General features: G+C 65.7%; 10 protein-coding genes and 1 pseudogene. 6 read left to right on the forward strand and 5 right to left on the reverse strand.

Annotated elements, in window-relative coordinates:
• Positions 1-302: 302 nt before the first annotated feature.
• A complete protein-coding gene (locus IPK66_15995; GenBank protein ID MBK8176693.1) occupies positions 303-1778 on the forward strand; it encodes a glycoside hydrolase family 13 protein in 1476 nt (491 codons plus the stop codon).
• A gap of 122 nt (positions 1779-1900) precedes the next feature.
• Here IPK66_15995 and IPK66_16000 read toward each other — a convergent pair whose 3' ends face one another.
• The 3 genes and pseudogenes from IPK66_16000 to IPK66_16010 form a co-directional block, all read right to left on the reverse strand.
• Positions 1901-6295, reverse strand: a complete 4395-nt coding sequence (locus IPK66_16000) for a DEAD/DEAH box helicase (GenBank protein MBK8176694.1) — start codon at positions 6293-6295, stop codon at positions 1901-1903.
• A gap of 242 nt (positions 6296-6537) precedes the next feature.
• Positions 6538-7015, reverse strand: a pseudogene (locus tag IPK66_16005) (MliC family protein).
• A 250-nt stretch (positions 7016-7265) separates the two neighbouring features.
• A complete protein-coding gene (locus IPK66_16010; protein ID MBK8176695.1) occupies positions 7266-8156 on the reverse strand; it encodes an EamA family transporter in 891 nt (296 codons plus the stop codon).
• Between the two features lie 153 nt (positions 8157-8309).
• Between IPK66_16010 and IPK66_16015 the strand changes: the two genes are divergently transcribed.
• Together IPK66_16015 and IPK66_16020 are read left to right on the forward strand one after the other, a co-directional pair.
• Positions 8310-8999 carry a winged helix-turn-helix transcriptional regulator gene (locus IPK66_16015; GenBank protein MBK8176696.1) on the forward strand — a complete coding sequence of 230 codons (690 nt, stop codon included), beginning with the start codon at positions 8310-8312 and terminating at the stop codon, positions 8997-8999.
• 181 nt (positions 9000-9180) lie between these two features.
• Positions 9181-11949 carry an SUMF1/EgtB/PvdO family nonheme iron enzyme gene (locus IPK66_16020; protein ID MBK8176697.1) on the forward strand — a complete coding sequence of 923 codons (2769 nt, stop codon included), beginning with the start codon at positions 9181-9183 and terminating at the stop codon, positions 11947-11949.
• Between the two features lie 108 nt (positions 11950-12057).
• Here the strand turns inward: IPK66_16020 and IPK66_16025 are convergent, their stop codons facing one another.
• Together IPK66_16025 and IPK66_16030 are read right to left on the reverse strand one after the other, a co-directional pair.
• Positions 12058-13878, reverse strand: a complete 1821-nt coding sequence (locus IPK66_16025; protein ID MBK8176698.1) for a hypothetical protein — start codon at positions 13876-13878, stop codon at positions 12058-12060.
• Complete coding sequence (locus tag IPK66_16030; GenBank protein MBK8176699.1) at positions 13875-15182, reverse strand: ferritin-like protein; 1308 nt, start codon at positions 15180-15182, stop codon at positions 13875-13877. Before IPK66_16030 ends, IPK66_16025 begins: the two co-directional genes overlap by 4 nt.
• On the opposite strand from IPK66_16030, the gene purE reads away from it, so the two are divergent.
• The 3 genes from purE (at position 15160) to minC (ending at position 17939) form a co-directional block, all read left to right on the forward strand.
• On the forward strand, positions 15160-15645 hold the full coding sequence (gene purE, locus IPK66_16035) for a 5-(carboxyamino)imidazole ribonucleotide mutase (protein MBK8176700.1): 486 nt from the start codon (positions 15160-15162) through the stop codon (positions 15643-15645). The genes IPK66_16030 and purE overlap by 23 nt on opposite strands.
• Before the next feature lie 11 nt (positions 15646-15656).
• Positions 15657-16754, forward strand: a complete 1098-nt coding sequence (locus IPK66_16040; protein ID MBK8176701.1) for a 5-(carboxyamino)imidazole ribonucleotide synthase — start codon at positions 15657-15659, stop codon at positions 16752-16754.
• Between the two features lie 348 nt (positions 16755-17102).
• Positions 17103-17939: a septum site-determining protein MinC gene (gene minC, locus IPK66_16045; protein MBK8176702.1), complete on the forward strand. Its 837-nt coding sequence runs from the start codon at positions 17103-17105 to the stop codon at positions 17937-17939.
• Positions 17940-18007 lie beyond the last annotated feature (68 nt).

Consider the following 18007-nt stretch of genomic DNA (forward strand, 5'->3'; position numbering starts at 1 on the left):
GACTTCGACAAGCTGATCTTTGGCAAACGCGATGCACTCGACAGCAGGATTGCCTTATGGCATCGCCTTTACTGTCACGGCCCCTTGCAACCTGGATCTGCGTAGTACCGGATTGTGACTCGCGCTATCGGGGAGTGTGCGACGGATTGTTATTCCATTTCCTGGTATTTATCGGCGGTAAGAGTATCATTTGTACCGTGGCGCGTAAGACTGTCACGATACGAATAGAAGAACACAGCGCAATCTAAGCGCGATCGTGACAGAGGCGCGACCACCGGCAGATACGGGAGGGGGCTCACGTCATGATCTACCAGATCTTTCCCGAGCGGTTTGCCATCGGCCGGCCGCTTGACGTCGGCACCAAGCTTGCTCAATCGGCTTACCAGCGCGACGGCTTTTCGCGCCATGCGCGCTGGGAGGAGGAGCCGACCGGTGGCAGCGATTTTTTCGGTGGCGATCTTAAAGGCGTGATCGACCACCTCGATTACCTGCGAGACCTCGGCGCCGAGGCGGTGTATCTGACGCCGATTTTCACCGCCTATTCCAACCACAAATACGATACCGTCGACTATGACCGTATCGATCCGATGTTCGGCGACGATCAGGTGCTCGGCGCTCTGATCGACGGGCTGCATCAACGCGGGATGCAGCTGATCATGGATGCGGTATTCAATCACGTCGGCACGGAACACGCTTGGTTTCAGGCGGCGCGGCGCGGCGAGAAACCCTATCGCGACTTCTTCACCTTTCTCGCCGACGGCAAGTATCTGTGCTGGTGGGGCTACGACACCCTGCCCGAGTTGCGCCTCGAGCATCCGCTCGTGGCGCAGAAGCTGTACCGCGATTGCGATAGCGTGCTCCAGCGCTGGCTCGCCCGCGGTCTCGATCAATGGCGGTTTGACGCGGCGCTCGACGTCGGCCTCGGTCCGGTCGCCGACCTGCGCGCTGCACTTGCCGAGCGCTTTGCGCGAAGCTGCCTGATCGGCGAGGTGCTGTCATTCGGCAGCGCGTACTGTGCCGGGGAAAGCCATTTCCACGGGGTTATGAACTACTGGTTCCGCTACGCGACGTTAGGCTGGCTACAGGGTTCGGTCAGCACTCGCGCCTACGTTCGCGCTCTCGCCGACTATTACCAGCACTACGGGCATGAGGCGGCATTGCGCTCGTGGAATATCTTGTCGACCCACGATACGCCGCGGCTCCGCCATGAACTGCCGGACGATGCCGCCCGCGCGCTCGCTTTGGTCCTGCAGTTCACCCTGCCTGGCGAACCGCTCGTCTACTACGGCGAGGAGAACGGGATGGAGGGTGGCGAGGATCCGCAAAACCGCCGGACGATGCGCTGGGACGAAACGACCTGGGACCAGACAACCCGCGGTTTTTACAAGACGCTGGTCGAGATCCGCCGATCGCGACGGGAGCTGCGCGAGGGCAGGCTCCTTTTGCTCGGCGAATATCTCGATGGCGATGCGGTGGCGTTCGTGCGCCATACCGAGGCGCCGAACCAGGAGGCGCTGGTGGTGGTAAACAAGAGCAAGCAAAGGCTGCAGCAACGGCTACTGGTACCGCACACGCACTTCGCACCGCGGCTATGGTTTAAAAACCTGCTCGCCCCGGATCAGCACCTGCAGTTCTACATGGCCGGCTTCGAGCTCGACCTGCTGCCGCAGTCGGCGGCGATCTACGTGCCCGACGACGGCTATATTCTTCCGAGCGGATCGAGGGAGACGAACTATGCCTACTTCAAGCCGCGCATCCTGGGTGGGGCCTGGCCGTAAACCGCCGCGCCGGCGGCTGTCCTTGCGGTAACGTCCGTGATTTGCGCCGATCCGGACAGGTGGCGGTTCGACCCGCGTTAGCACAGGTGCGTTAGCACAGGATTGTGCGGAGAGGAGGGTGATTAAGCCGTCTTTACGGCGCCATTTCCCGCGCGGCGGGCGTTCACGCGCGGAGCGGCCAGGGCGCTCGCGTGCCCCGCGGATCGCAGGAGGGTCTTGCGGGCCTCCCATTCGTCCGCGGCACCCAGTGCCTCGAGGATCTGCACCTCGCCGCCCGCGGACAATGCGATCGGCAGCCCGTCCCGAAAGAGCAGGCGATTGCCGGTCAAGGCGGCGAGCTTGGGGCCGGGCGTCAGAATGCCCGCGAGGTTGAGCGGATCGGCGCCGGAAAGCGAGACCAGGGCTCCCGAGCCTGGTTTGCGGCGCGCCTCGCGCAACAGACCGATCGCGTCGGGCAGGGCGAACTGTTCGCCGGAGAAGCCGGCGACGAAGCGACCGCCGCGGATTTCACCCCGCGCCTCGAACCGGCGATAGACCCGCAGCAGATCGCGCCACGGTGGCAGCCAGGCGGCCTCGCGCTCGAGCAGGCGCCAGAACACCACGCCGTAGCGGCGCAGCAGCGTGCGCGCCAGATGCTCGACGGCTGCCGCGTCCGCCTGCTGTCCCGCAGGGATCGGTTTGGCACGGCGGGCGAGCGCCCATCGGCCCGCGTTTGCCATGCCGACGGGCGGCCGGCGCCGGCGCGACGCACCGCTGCCCGCACCTCCTCCCGCCCTGCGTCGGTCCGAGGGCACCAGGAGGGCGCGTAGCCCGGCGAAGCTGTCGGACGTCACCAGCCCGAGGGAGACGAGTTCGGCCAGCGCCTCTTCGACCTGCGGGCGCAGTAGGCGGCTGGCATCAAGCAGTTCATCGAAAAACGATGCGCCGTGCTCACGAATGCAATCGGCAAGCACCCGCGCACGGGTGCTGGTCTCGATCCCATCCGGTAGCGGCGACAGTGTCGCCCAGAGCGCGGCGTTCCGGCGCACCAGCAAAGTGATCGGCGTGGTTCGTACCGGTACCGGGCCGTGCCCACCACCATCCGGCCGGACGCTGCGCGGCCTGAGGCGTGTCCAGGTGATGCGTCCGGCAAGGCAGGCATCGTCGAGCCAGGCTGGCTCATACTCGGCCAGTCGCGCCGGCAGGATCTCGGTTTCCCAGGCGCCGGCGGGCGCCTCAAATCCTTCGAGCTGTTCGATGACGGCCTCGAGCGCTGCGGGACCGGCCATGCGCGCGTCGGGCGCGACCCGCTGCCATTCGAGCAGAAAGCGCAGGAAGTCGCGGGCGGCGACCGGAGTGATCTCGGCGCGCAGACGCTTGACCGTGTACTGGTGAATGCGCGCCAGCAGCCGGCGGTCGCACCATTCATCAGTTTGGGCCGCGGGTGTAAAGCGCCCGCGCAGGGCGAAACCCTCGGCTTCGAGCGACGCGAAGCCAGCGGCGATGTCCGCGGGTGCGAGGCCGAGCAGCAGCGCCAGCGCTGCCTCGGTGACTGGTCCTTCCCCCTCGAGGCGGCCGCGCAGGATATCGATCAGCGCGTCTTCACGCGACCAGGCCTGTCCGGCGCTGGCGGCTGGCGCTGCGATCGCCGGCCGGATACTCGCGCCCGGCCAGACGGCCTGGAATTGCGGCAGGCGCTCGGCGGCGATCCACAGCGTCGTGCGGGGGGTGTGCAGCAGCGCGACGCGCTTGTCGCGGGCGAGATCCGCGAGCCAGCCGTCCCAGCCGGGTGCTGATCCAGTCTCTCCCGCGCCGATAAAGCCCAGCCAAACCAGCGCGTCGTGAAGTTCGTCGGCGTTGGCGGGGTCCGGCCAAGCTTCGCCGTGAACCCGCGCGATCGCCTCGGGGTCGAGCTGGCCGAGGTCGCTCGCCGCTTCCGGCGTGAGCCAGCGCCGGCTCATCACCGCCTGGGTCCGGCGCTCTTCGAGCGGGGCGTCGTCGAGGTACGCATAGGGCCGTGCCGACAGCACCTCGAGGGCGAGCGGCGATGGTTCGGTGAGATCGCGCGCGATGATGCGGCTGGCGCCGGATTCGAGCCGGGTCAGCAGACGTTCCAGGCCGGTGATGTCCATCGCCTCGTCGAGGCAGTCGGCGATCGTCTGGCGGATCAGCGGGTGATCGGGAATCTCTCGTTCGCCGGCCAGGTTTTCGGCGCAGGCGAGCTGATCGGGAAACACCGCCACCATCAGGTCCTCGGCGTCCATGCGGGTGAATTGCGGCGGCACCTTGCGACCGCCGCGGAAGCGCGGCAGGGCGAGCGCCACGCCGGCGACCCAGCGCCAGCGGGTAATGAACATCGGCGCGTCGAGCAGGGCCTGGATCAGCACCTGCCGGACGGTGGCCGCATGCAGGTAGCGCGCCGCCTCGCCGAGTTCGAAGCTGTGCGCCGTTGTCAGCGAAAGGACGATATTGTCCTCGGTCGCCGCCGCCTGCAGCTCGAAGTTGAACTTGCGGCAGAAGCGCTTGCGCAGCGCCAGTCCCCAGGCGCGATTGATGCGGCTGCCGTTCGGCGAATGAACGACCAGCTGCATCCCACCGGCCTCGTCAAAAAAGCGCTCGATCACCAAGGTATCCTGCGTCGGCAGGCAGCCCAGCGCCGCCTGCGCCGCGGCGAGGTAGTCAGCCAGTTGTCGTGCCGCCGGCTCGCCGATGCCGAGCGTGCTCATCAGCCAGTGCAGGGCACCATCGTTCGCCGGCCCGGCCGGCAAGCGCGCGGCGATCTCCGCTCGCAGCCGCGAGACCGAATGCGAGAGTGCGTCGCTGCGGCCGGGCGCCTCGCCCAGCCAGAACGGAACGGTGGGGGCGATGCCGTGCGCATCCTCGACGCGCACGGTGCCGCGCTCGACGCGGATGATGCGATAGGCGGCATTACCGAGCTGGAAGACGTCACCAGCGAGGCTCTCGACGGCGAAATCCTCGTTCACCGTACCCACACTGTAATTTTCGGGCTCGAGCAACACCTGATAGTCGGCGGCATCGGGAATGGTGCCACCGGAGGTCAGCGCCGTCAGCCGCGCGCCGCGCCGCCCGCGCAACCTGTGGTTGACGGTATCGTGATGGATCAGCGCGCCGCGCCGGCCGCGACGGGTGCTGAAACCCTCGGCCAGCATGCGTATGACCGCGGCGAAATCGGCGCGCGCCAGCTCGCGATACGGCCAGGCGCGGCGCAGCAACGCGAACAGCTCATCCTCGTCCCAGTCTCGCGCCGCGACTTCGGCCACGATTTGCTGTGCCAGCACATCCAGCGGCTGCTCGGGGATCGCCAGCCGATCGAGTTCGCTGCGTCGGACGCTGTCGAGCAGCGCGGCGCATTCGACGAGCTCGTCGCGCGACAGCGGGAACAGCCGGCCCTTGGGCGTGCCGTCGACCGCGTGCCCCGAGCGCCCGACCCGCTGCAAGAAGCTCGCGATCGAGCGCGGCGATCCGAGCTGGCAGACGAGGTCGACCTCGCCGATATCGATGCCGAGTTCGAGCGAGGCAGTGGCCACCAGAGCCGTCAACGCGCCGCGTTTGAGGCGCTGTTCGGCATCGAACCGCAGCTCCTTGGCAAGGCTGCCATGGTGCGCGGTCACCCGCTCCTCGCCGAGTCGCTCGGCAAGCTGACGCGTCGCCCGTTCTGCCATCCGCCGCGTATTGACGAAAATAAGCGTGGTGCGATGCGCGCGGATCAGTTCGGCTATGCGGTCGTAGACCTGCTCCCAGACTTCGCCGGACATCACCGCTTCCAAAGGCGATGCGGGAACTTCAAGGGCGAGATCACGGGCGCGGTGGTGGCCGGTATCGATGATCGCGCACGGCGCGCGGTGTGTGCCATCCGCCTCGATGCCGACCAGGAAGTGCGCGACCGTCTCGATCGGCTGCTGCGTGGCCGACAGCCCGATGCGCAGCAGCGGCGCAGGAGCCAGCGCCGCCAGCCGCTCGAGCGACAGCATCAGGTGCGCACCACGCTTGTTCGGTGCCAGGGCGTGGATCTCGTCGATGATCACCGTCCGCGTCGTCGCCAGCATCGCCCGCCCGGATTCGGACCCAAGGAGGACATAAAGCGATTCCGGCGTGGTGACGATGATATGCGGTGGGCTCCGGCGCATGCGCTCCCGCTCGCCCGGGGGCGTATCGCCGGTGCGCACCCAGGTCCGGATGTTCACTTCCGTCCGTCCTTGCGCACGCAACGCCTCGCCAATGCCGGACAGCGGAATTTCGAGATTGCGCTGGATGTCGTTCGACAACGCCTTGAGCGGCGAGACGTAGACGACCTGTGTCTCGCAGCGGAGCGTATTGTCGAGCCCTTGGCGGACCAGCCGGTCGATCGCCGCGAGAAACGCCGCAAGCGTCTTGCCGGAGCCCGTCGGCGCCGCGATCAGGACGTTTCGCCCGGCCTGAATCGCCGGCCACGCCTGGGCCTGCGCCGCGGTTGGTACCACGAAGCGGCGCTCGAACCACGCGGCGATGGCCGGATGAAACACGGACGCTAGCTGCACGGCATCGGGCCGGGGTTGCGACGATCGATCGTAGCGTCGACTGCCCGGCTGTCGCCCCGACGATGATTGCGCGGACTCATGGGCAACTCCCCGCGGCCCAGCCCGAAACCCGGACAAAAAGCGATTGGCGCGTGGCGGACTCGATCATTCACAAGATAGTCGCACCATGAGGCGAGCGTCCATGCGCAATCGGGAAACGGACGAACGGCCGTCCACCGGACCGGTGCGCCGTCCGTTCGCGCCTAGTGCTTCACCTGACAGTGCATCTCGGGGCTGCCGCAGCCCCAGATGATCAGAGCCTCGCCTTGGTGTTCCCACAGCGTCTCGTTCCGCCGGGGTGCTTAGCGCCGCTGGCGGCCGGCTGCAGGGCCATCAGCGATGTCTGGTCGCCAAACTCGGCGATTGCCGTTGGCGGTTCGGTCTGGAAGAAGGTGGCGATGACCTCCTTTGCCGGCTGACCATCGCAAACGTACGTTGCCGACACGCTCGCCGGAACGAGCCGGTACCGGGCCTGCAGCTCGGCGATGCGCAGCGCGTACGACTGTTCGACGCAGCGTTGCTTATCAAGCTCATCCAGCAGTCGTTGCGAGCCTTGATCCAGCCGCGTTGCTCCGCCTTCAGCACCGGCGGGCGCTCGTTGCGCGCCTTGTCGGTCGCCGCGGCGGAGAGCGCGCTCATTTTTCGGTCCAGCGCCGAGAGCTGATCGTCCTCGCAGACCATCGCCTCTATGCTGCCCGCTTCGATCTTGCTGCCGTCGAACGAGGGACCGCTGCCACAGCGGCGCCGGTCATAGGCTCCAGACTCAGCGCAAGCACAGCCACGCCGACAGCGGGCTGGGGAATCGCGTGCTCGACCGCACTGCGAACACTCCTCTACGGCAGGCGGAGGCTGGGATCATCGCGTTGGTTGACCGGAAGGGCCACGCTCCAATATCGAGCACCCGACATCTCCCGGCTCTTGTAGCGGCCGTTCACGTGGAGCGGGGGGCGGAGCAGATGAGGACGACGCCCGTGATCGCGGCGACGAGGCCGACGGCGACCGAGGGGCTGATCGTTTCACCCAGCAGCAGGAGTCCGAGGACAACGCCGACGCCCGCACGCAGGTAACCCTGACTGGCCACGCCGACGGAGCCGATCGTCCGCACCAGCCGGAAATAGATCAGCAGAGCGATCGCCGTGCAGAACACGCTGAGCGTGGCTGTCGCTCCAATCGCTTTCACCGACGGATTGAGCGTCCAGGGGCGATCGAGAACAAGCGCGAGGGGAACGAGAACCACGCTCGCCCAGGTCATCGTGCCGGCGGCGGTTACGACGGCGGGCAGGTGGCTGAAACGCGTGCCGTAGATGGCGGCGCCGGCGTAAAGGGCGGCGCCGGTCAGGCAGGCGAGTTGTCCCGCGACCTGGGTGCCGAGGCCGCGCAATGCGGCAACGCCAACGATGAGGACAACCCCAAGAAAGCCGATGATGACACCGGCCAGCTTGCGGCCGCCGAGCGGTTCATGGTGGGTGACGAGCGCGGTGAATGCGAACACGAAGATCGGAGACGTGGAGTTCAGGACGCTCGCAAGACTGGCGTCGACGAACTGCTGGCCCCAGGCGAGTATTGTCCATGCGCAGATGCTGTTGAACAGGGCCTGCCGTAGCAGCATCCGGCGGGTGCGCCAGTCCCGCGGCAGCGTCTCGCCCCGCAGCCGCAGAACGACGAGAAGGAAACCCGCAGCCCCGGTGACGCGAAGGGCGATGAGCGTAAGCGGCGGGATCTCGCTCACCGCCACCTTGAGGAACAGGTACGACGATCCCCATAGCAGAGCCAGGAGTGTCAGCAGGGGCAGTTCAGTTTTGAGAGTGTACTGACTCGTCATCTTTTGCGCCTTCTGCTCGCTTGAGCGGATCATGTCGATCGATCTCGCCGTGGCTCGCAACGATACGGGCGAGTATCCAAAAAGCCTTTGGTCGGTGGCCAATGACGAGACTAATCAATTGCCGGCGCTCTATGCTTCGATTAGGATCGAAGTATGAAAGAAGGCCCGGACATCGCCGGCATCGCCGCCCTCATCGGCGATCCCGCGCGCGCCAACATGCTGAGCGCGCTGATGAGCGGCAAGGCGCTGACCGCCAGCGAGCTTGCTGAAGAGGCAGGCATCACGCTGCAGACCGCCAGCTCGCATCTGTCGAAACTCCACGAGGGCGGATTGGTTCAGCCGCGCAAGCAGGGGCGGCACAAGTACTTTTCCCTCGCCAATGACGACGTGGCCCGGGTCCTCGAAGGGCTGATGGGCCTCGCGGCCGGAACGGGTCAACTCCGCAGCCGACGGGGGCCGAGGGACCCGGCGTTGCGCAAGGCCCGCATCTGCTACAACCACCTCGCCGGCGATAGGGGCGTGCAGCTCTTCGACAGTCTCATCCACCGGGACTTCCTGCGCGCGGAGGGGGAGGCGCTGGCGTTGTCTTGCGATGGACGGGCGTTCGTGACCGGCTTCGGCATCGATGTCGGCCGCCTTGAGTCCGCCGCGAAACCCCTCTGCCGAGCGTGCCTTGACTGGAGCGAACGGCGATCGCACCTCGCGGGCAGCCTCGGGCGGGCGTTTCTCGCCCGGTTCGAGGACATGGGTTGGCTGACCGTGCAAAAATCGCTGCGGATCGTCCGTTTCTCGCCGGCGGGGGAGACGGCGTTCGCAAGCAGCTTTCCGCTCGCCGCCGCCTGATCGGCGGCCACGATCACCAGCGCCCGGCCCGACCTCACCGCGCGGCTCGCGCGCCTGCGCGCGCTTTTCGAATCGGAAAACCTGCTCCCGTCGCGCTAAAATACCACGGAGTGTGTTGCGAGGTGGTTCTTCGCCGGCGGTCTTTAGCCGTCGGCGGCGTGACGGACGGGGAGGGGATCTGATGCCGATTCGTCCTGACCACGCCGGCGCCCGCCCGCCGGCAACCCCGTGCGACGTCTTTCTCAGCTACAGCCGAAACGACCTCGAGGCGGCGGCGCTGTTGCGCGCGCAACTCGAGCACACCGGCATCACGGTGTTCAAGGACGACCAGAGCGTCCGTGAAGGCGATCTCTGGCTGGAGGAGATCCAGGCGGCGGTGAGCGGCTGCGGAGTCTTCGTCGTCCTGGTCGGCCGGGACGGCGTGCAGCGGTGGATCGGCGCCGAGGCGCAGGTGGCGCTCATCCGCTACTTCGCGCCGCATGACGATGGCGATCGCCTGCCGATCTTTCCGGTATTGCTGGGCGCCGCCCTGCCGGACTCTTTGCCGGCGTTCCTGCGGCTGTTCCAGGCGACGCCATGGAACGGCACCGGCCCCTTATCCGATCGACTGCTCGAACAGATCCGCAACCGGACCCTCGTCGCCAACCAGCACTTGGCCTTCGAGGGTTGCCCGTTCGTCGGCCTTGCCGCCTATCGCGCCGACCAGGCGCACCTGTTCTTCGGCCGGCAGAAGGAGACGCTTGATGCGCTCGCCTGCTTCGAGTCGCGTGACGGCCGCGCGCCGGTGCGCTGGCTGGAGATCAACGGCAATTCCGGCTCGGGAAAATCGTCGCTGGTGAACGCCGGTTTGCTGCCGCTGATCGAGCAGGGGTGGCTGTGGCCGCGCACCGGCCTGGCGCACTGGCGGCGGATCGGGCCGATGATGCCGGGGGCTCATCCCGTGGCGATGCTGGCCGAAGTGCTGGCGCGTGCCTGGCAGAGCGAGATGGCGGAGGTGCATGCCCGCCTCGCGGCGGACGGCGAGGCGGCGCTGGCCTTCTGGCTGCGCGGTCGCAAACCGGACGATCAGAGCGCCTTTCTGCTCGCCATCGACCAGTTTGAGGAGTTGTTCACCTTTGCCGATGCCGAAGAGCGCCGCAGGTTCGATCGCCTTCTCGCCGCGGCGTTGGAGGACCCGGATTGCCCGCTGTTTGTTCTCTCCACGGTGCGATCCGACTTTCTCGACCGCTTCCAGGACGACCTGCCGCGGCTGGTGAGGGTGCGCAACGGTCCCGCCAAGCTCTGGACCCTGCCACAGATCGGCGGCGCGGCGTTGCGCGAGGTGATCGCCGGCCCGGCGCGGCTCGCCGGCCTCGACGTCAGCGAGATCAAGGAAGTGATCGTGGGCGAGGTGCGGGACGAGCCGGGCGCCCTGCCGCTGGTGGAGAACGCGCTGCATCGGCTTTGGCAGCAGCGGCAGGGCAACCGTCTCAGCGGACAGGTGCTCACCGATGAGGGGGGGCTTGCCGGCATCCTTAGCGGCAGTGCCGACGGGCTGCTGGTGGAGCTCGATGCACGCGAGCGTGAGCGCGCCCTCGACCTCCTGTTCCGGCTGGTGCGGGTCGACCCGGAAGCATGTCGGCATACGCGCCGACCGATCTCGCTCGCCGAAGCCGTTGCCGTCGCAGGCGGCGGCGAGCAAGGGCGATCGCTGGTCGCCCGCCTTGCCGGCCAGCGTCGCCGCGATGGTGGAACGGCGGAGCAGCCGCTGCGCCTGATCACCATCACCGAGGATAGCGAAAAAGACAAACAGCCGGGTGGCGGCCCTCGGATCAACCTCATTCACGAAACGCTGATCCGCAGCAAGGGTCTGGATGCCGCCGGCAAGCCGCAGCCCTACTGGCCGACGCTGTGGGCCTACATCGAGAAGAACACGGAGCGGGCGGCGCAGCGGGAACGGCTGCGGCTGTTGGCGCGGGAGTGGAAGGATCGCACGGGGCTGTCGAGACTCTTCGGGCTCGCCGGCTGGTCGTCGCTGCTCGGCTTTCGCCGGCTGGCCGCACCGGGGAGCCTCGAGCAGCGCTATCTGCGCTGGAGCCGCGCCCGCGCCGCCGTCGAGGCGGTCGCCCTGGCTGCGGCCCTTGGCGTCATTGGCGAGGGCGTGTCGTGGGCGATGCTCCGCGGGGCGCCTTTCGCGGTTGCCGAGGAGCGCTGGGCCTACGGTCTCGGCGCAAAGCCGCCGCTTCCGCGCCTCGTCGATATCCCCGCGGGATCTTTCCGCATGGGGAGCGAGAAGGACGATGAATCGAAACCCGTGCATCCGGTGACGTTCGGGCAGCCTTTTTCGATTGGCGCAACCGAGGTGACGTTTCGCGAATGGGACGCCTGCCTCGCCGACGGCGGTTGCAACTATTGCCCTGCCGATCAGGGTTGGGGCCGTGACACGCGGCCGGTAATCAACGTCTCCTGGCTGGATGCGCAGGTCTACCTCGCCTGGTTGAGCCGCCGAATGAAACGGGTCTGTCGGTTGCCAAGCGAGGCCGAGTGGGAGTATGCGGCCCGGGCCGGGACGGCGAGCGAATTCCCGCTCCCGGCTGCGAGCGGCAACGACGACATCAAAGGAAAAGCCCTGGCCAACTGCGCCGACTGCGGCAGTCCGTGGGATCTGAAGCAAACGGCGCCAGTCGGACAGTTTGCCGCCAACGCCTGGGGTTTGCACGACATGCATGGCAACGTCTTCGAGTGGGTCGAGGACTGCTGGCACGAAAACTATGCCGATGCGCCGGACAACGGAGCGACGTGGCGCGAGGAAAGTGGCGGCAACTGTTCTTCCCGCGTGCTGCGCGGCGGGTCCTGGTACGACAAGCAGGACTACGCGCGCTCAGCGACCCGCGATCGATACAACCCGGGCTACCGCTACGACGGCCTTGGCTTTCGTGTGCTGTGCTCGCCCCCATCTGCGGGGCATTGACCGCCACAAGCGCTGCGCAAGACTTATCGCCGGATTTCAAGACTGTGGGGTCGACCCAGCACTACCTGCCTTTCCGCGCGTATCGGTCCTGACGACGCAACAATACCCTCAGCCGCTCCGCATCGCCCGGCTCAGTGCGGCGATGTTACGGATCGCCGACGTCGGTATCGTGGCGGACTCGGGCATTTTTGCTTCCATCGTTCGCACTGCGGGGCTCATGTCTTCTGAGACCAACGCTTCCGGTGCGGTGTCGAGGAATTTGTAGAGAAGTATTCGCTCGCCGGCCGTCATGTCACGCACCACCGGCATGAACATGTACGATTCAAAGTTCGCAGGGTCGGTCAGCCGCCGGAGTAAGCTGCCGTACTTGCGGATTTGCGCCTCGTCACCAAGCCGGAGCCAGTTGTCCATGCACGGGGCCATGGCGTGCCATTTAACGAGTACGGACTTATAGACGTTATCCCAGGTGGGAGGCAGCGTCGCCATCGCCGAATTGGCGGGAAGCGTGCGGACGTACGTGTAGGTTGTCAGCTGCGGGTCAATTCCTTGCGGAAGAGGCGGGTTCACTCCTGGCACGAAGATGTAGGGGTTCACCGCGCCGCCCTGAATGCTCGCGACATCGAACCGGGCGACGCCTTGCTCATCCGTCACCGTTTCGGCCGCGAGCACCGGTGTGTCGGGCTGAGCATCATACATCGATACTGCGACACCATGGCCAACCGGCATACCGCCTTTAAGCACCTGCACGCTTAGCTGGGCTGATTGGCCTTCATCGATATAGACATTATGAGTGAGGGGCACTGCACGCAGGCCCGCTTCGGAAAGAAGCACCGTGCCGTCGCCAGCGAGGAGCTCAAGGTCGCTAACCGTTGCCGCCTCGAGTGACGCTTCGTCGAGCGGGATGGTAACAAGGCCCGATGTTGCCTCATAGGCGGACCGATCATACTGCGGATAGGAAAGGGTAGCGAGTTTCTTCGATCCTTCGGAGTTGGTGGCGATGATATCGACCGGACCGAAATTCTGCTTCGATAACAGTCCATTCACCTCCGCGATACTGTTGGAAAGGTCAATGGTGAGAGCATGGTGCGATAGGCGTGCATGCGCTGTTGCCGCCGTCTGCGCGGTCGTCGCTGCCAACAGCGTTCTGTCGCCGGGCTCCTGCGCCGGCTCGCCGCGCCGCCACAAGCCCAGCACTCCAACCAGGAGGCTGCGCGCGGGGTTCGGTTGCCAGCCGCCGTCGATCAGCTTCGCCTGGAGCGCGGTCGCGGCGGCGCGCGTTGCCGGCGTGCCGTTGCGAAGGCAGGCGTCGCCAAAATAGACCGTCCGATACGCGTTCCAGCGTACCGTCAGTCCAAGGACGTCGTCGCTCTCAAGCGCTGTTGCCAACATGGCGATCGCACGAGAATCGTGAGGATCGAACTGCAGGCCGGCCTTTGCAAACGACGTCTGCCAGACGACCGACGCGATGCCAGCGATCATCCGGTTGTGGCTGTTGCGCGTAAAGTTAATGTAACGCGCGATAAAGCGCGTGCTGCGCTGGCAGGCGATCCGGCAGCCGCCATCGACGCCGAACTGCATCGAGTCGAAGAACAACTGCGATGAGAATGCGCCGTAAGGCTCGCAGTCGACCAGCATGCCGAGGAAGCTCACTGGCGATCCGACGAAGCCCTCGTGGAGGCAAAGGCCGTCGCCCGTGTCTACGCCGCTTACGAAGGTATCGAAGAAGGCAGAGCGGTGCGAGCCATGCGGATTCCAGTTGCCGCTCGTTACGTCCGCGATCGCCTGGGAGCGAAAGACGTCAGCTGACACACCATCGGGCAGGGGTTCGGCTGTTACCTCGTCATAGATGTTGGGATAGTTATTGGTGACAATCGGGTCCCAGGTAACTTGGCCACGAAAGTAAACGCGAGGCGTTTCAAGAACGCTCATTGCACCGCTCCCGTGCTGGAGGGCGTGTAGATGAACGCCGGCCCTGCGACCTTGTCCGATTGGCTAAGCGGCGTGCTCAGTGCTGTTGTCGAGGCCATGCGAAGGTCAAACATCGCACGCACTGCATTGCCCAGTCGCGCGCGCTCACCCGAAACCGCGCGTTGCAGCTCCTCGATCAGCGTCGTATAGGCTTGGTTGCACGCGGCCTGCACGGCTCGAGCTGTTGGCGGCTCGTTGCTGAAATCATGGGTGCCCGGATCTGAAATGGCAGGGTAGACCGCGCTCCAATCGACGCCGAGTGGCGCCGGTCCCCAGGTGTAGCCCAGCCGGTTGTCCGCCTTGGTCAACACCTTGTCGTAGAATACCTCGCCAAAACGATAGTAGTGAGAGACCTCGTTCTCGAAGTCGAGCGGGTTCGCCTTTGTGCCTTCCCCCTCGCTGACGATGATTGAAATGGCGCGATGCGCGTCCGCATAGCTGTTTATTGGAAAGAGTTGGCCGGCGAAGAATTGGGCGTCGTCAATCTGGTTGCGATTCGGCGCCCACTGCGTATTCGGTAACTGTGCGAGAAAGGCATCGAGAGCCGCATAAAATTCACCGATCGTCACTGTGAGGGCCGCCTCGGCCATCATGAGGCGCTCGACCGGAAATGGGATCGGCTCTTCGGGCTCCTCTATGTCCATCCCCTGTTTCATCGCCTCGGGTGAAAAGGGCAGGAGATGAGCGATGAGCGGGGCTCCGTCCCGGCCGATACCTCCGGGTAAGGGGCCAGGGTAGACGGGGGACGAGAGTTTCGGCGTACCGCCTATCGCGTTGAGGATATTGCACGCAAGACACATGTGGGTCATCTCCTGACCCACTATCGAAGATAGGCTGTCCACGGCCTGCCGGTTGCTGCCCGGCTTGATCGAGAATTTGGTGTAGAGGTAGGCTGGTATCGTTGAGAACTCGAGGTCGATTGCCGTCTGGAGTGCCGCTGCCGCATCCCCCATCGATTCCAGCCGCTGTCGTTGCAGACGAAGCATTTCATCCCCCCTTTCGACTAATTTTTTCCAACATATCAGAGGGCGTGATGTACCGCAAATGCGGGCTTTTTTGCTCCAAAAATACTTAGCCTCGGCAATCGTCAAGGGCGCCGGCGGGGTGAAACATGGCGCTCGAACGTCCGCGGATCGATCCGGCGCTTGTTTCGCACGCGCGGTTCCTGAATAATCCCGCGCTCGTTTCGGAACGATCTCCGCCGGGCAAAGGGCTTTCATGAACATCAGCGTGCCGCCGCAGATGCCGGATGTCGGCATCGTCATGGGCAGCCAATCCGACTGGCAAACCATGCGGCACGCGGCCGAGACCCTTGCGGCGCTCAACGTTGCTTACGAGGCGCGCATCGTCTCCGCCCACCGCACCCCCGAGCGTCTATTCGCCTACGCCCAAGCCGCGAAGGCGCGGGGATTGAAGGTGATCATCGCCGGTGCCGGCGGCGCCGCGCACCTGCCGGGAATGATGGCGGCGCTCACGCCCCTGCCGGTTCTGGGTGTGCCGATTGAAAGCAAGGCATTGTCCGGGCGCGACAGTCTGCTGTCGATCGTGCAGATGCCCGCCGGCATTCCCGTCGGCACCCTGGCGATCGGGCGCGCCGGCGCGATCAATGCCGCGCTGCTCACCGTCGCCGTCCTCGCGCTCGCCGATCCCGTCCTCGCCGATACCCTCGATGTTTGGCGAAAACAACAGACGGCTGGCGTCGCCGACGTTCCCAGCGACGACGCCTGAGGCTCCGTTCCGTGCGCGATAAGCCCGCAGGCCCGCTTCCGCCGGGCGCCGTGATCGGTATTCTCGGCGGCGGTCAGCTCGGCCGGATGATGGCGATTGCCGCCGCCCGCTTCGGCTATCGCTGTCACGTGTTCACGCCCGAGGCGGATTCGCCGGCAGCGCAGGTGAGTGCGCACGCGGTCGTCGCCGGATGGGACGACGATGCAGCGCTCGCCGCGTTCGCGGCCGAATGCGACGTTGTCACCTACGAGTTCGAGAACATCCCGGTGATGGTGGCCGAGCGGCTCGCCCGTCACGCCCCCGTGCGCCCCGATCCGGCGATTCTCGCCATCTGCCAGGACCGGATCGCCGAAAAGCAGTTTCTATCGAAGATCGGCGTCGATACCGCGCCCTGGCAGCCGGTCGAAGTTGCCGCCAGCCTGGTTGGCGCCGATGAGGCGATCGGCCGGCCGTCGGTGCTGAAGACGTCCCGCCTTGGCTATGACGGCAAGGGCCAAGCCGTGATCGGACGGGAAACCGACCTTGCGCTCGCGTGGTCGGATCTGGTCGCCGGCCACGATATGGCGGGCATCGTTGAGGCATGGATCGATTTCAGCCTCGAGATTTCAGTAATCGTCGCCCGCTCGCTGAGCGGCACGCTCGCCACCTTCGTGCCGGTCGAGAATCAGCATGAACATCACATCCTTCGTCGGACGGTGGCGCCGGCGGCGATCGAACGGAGCGTCGCGTCCAGGGCGGATGCGATCGCCCGGCACATCGCCGAGGCGCTCGACCTCGTGGGCGTGCTCGCTGCCGAGATGTTCGTCTGCGCCGACGGAAACGTGCTGGTCAATGAACTCGCTCCCCGGCCGCACAATTCGGGGCACTGGACGATTGACGCCTGCGCGGTCTCGCAATTTGAACAGTGCGTGCGCGCGATCGCCGGATTGCCCCTCGGCCCGACCGAACGGCACTCCGACGCGGTGATGGAGAACCTTCTCGGCTACGAAGTCGAACGCTGGCCTGACCTCGTACGCAATTCCGCCGCCCGTCTGCACCTCTATGGCAAGGCGGAGCCGCGTCCGGGACGAAAGATGGGTCATGTGACTTGGCTGTCGCCTCGACGGTGACGCTGCTCACGCGCTGCGCCTTCGGAAACACAACAAATAGGTGTCTGCTGTCCGTGACGTACGACTGCTTGTTCCTGAGGTTGGCGAATCGGTCGAAGTGATTCGTTTGGGCGACGGCGCCTCGACGACGCCCGGCAGCTCTGATATGGTCACCAGATTGTGGGGTGTCCGACCGCAGAATCGATAGCCAGCGGGAGCGGTTAGAGACGCATCTTCAAGCCCGGTGAGAACGATTGCTCGCGCGTTCTGTGACTCGGCGAGAGAGCTCGTGCATCATTATCCGCAAAAGACCTGGGAGCGCCCGCACACGTGGCGCCGGACTGTGTCGGCAATTCATTGGGCCCTAGAATGACATCGGCAATAAAGGCGCACTCTTCGATCGACCCATCGCCCCCTCCATTCCAGATCCGCGGTGGCGCCTACACGCTGCTGGTTCTGCGTTTGAACGATCCCAAGGACCCGACGCTTTTCCAGCGCCTCGCCGATAAGATCGCCCAGGCGCCGAATTTCTTTCGCCACGCGCCGGTAGTCATCGATCTACAGGCGTTGGCGGCGGCGCCGGCGTTTAACATGGCAGAGCTTGGCCGGCGGCTGCGCCAGCACCAGCTTGTGCCCATCGGCGTGCAGAACGGTACCGATGAACAGAACCGGGCAGCGGTGAACGCCGGCTGGAGCCTGTTCCCAGAAGGACGGCAGGCGCGGCTGAATGACGCGGCGCCAAGCACAATCGAGGTGAGCGATGCGGCGCCGACGACTGGTGCGCCCCCTTTGGCTCATCGTCAGTCCCCCATCCAGACGGCTGGCGAGCGACTGACCTCTGTCCCATCGACCGGCGACGCGGACGCGGCCGCCGGATCTCCGGCGCGCGTCGTCACCCAGCCGGTGCGCTCGGGACGGCAGGTTTATGCGCATCGAGGCGACCTCGTCGTGCTCGCCTCGACCAGTGCGGGTGCGGAACTCCTCGCCGACGGCCACATTCATGTCTATGGCGCTCTGCGCGGCCGGGCGCTGGCCGGCGTGTCGGGTGATACCGGTGCACGCATCTTCTGCCGATCGCTGGAGGCAGAACTGGTCTCGATCGCCGGCTATTGGCGCGTGCGCGAGGACATCCCCGAGGCCCTCATCGGCAAATCGGTCCAAATCGCCCTCGAGGGCGATCGCATCACCATCGAACCGCTGACGTGAGCTATGCGAGGCGGCGATCAACTTGGCCCGAAGCATCCAACCGGCACGGCGGGCCTCGCGAAGAAGTG

The sequence above is a fragment of the Rhodospirillales bacterium genome (assembly GCA_016712595.1).
Lineage (GTDB): Bacteria > Pseudomonadota > Alphaproteobacteria > Rhodospirillales > Defluviicoccaceae > Defluviicoccus.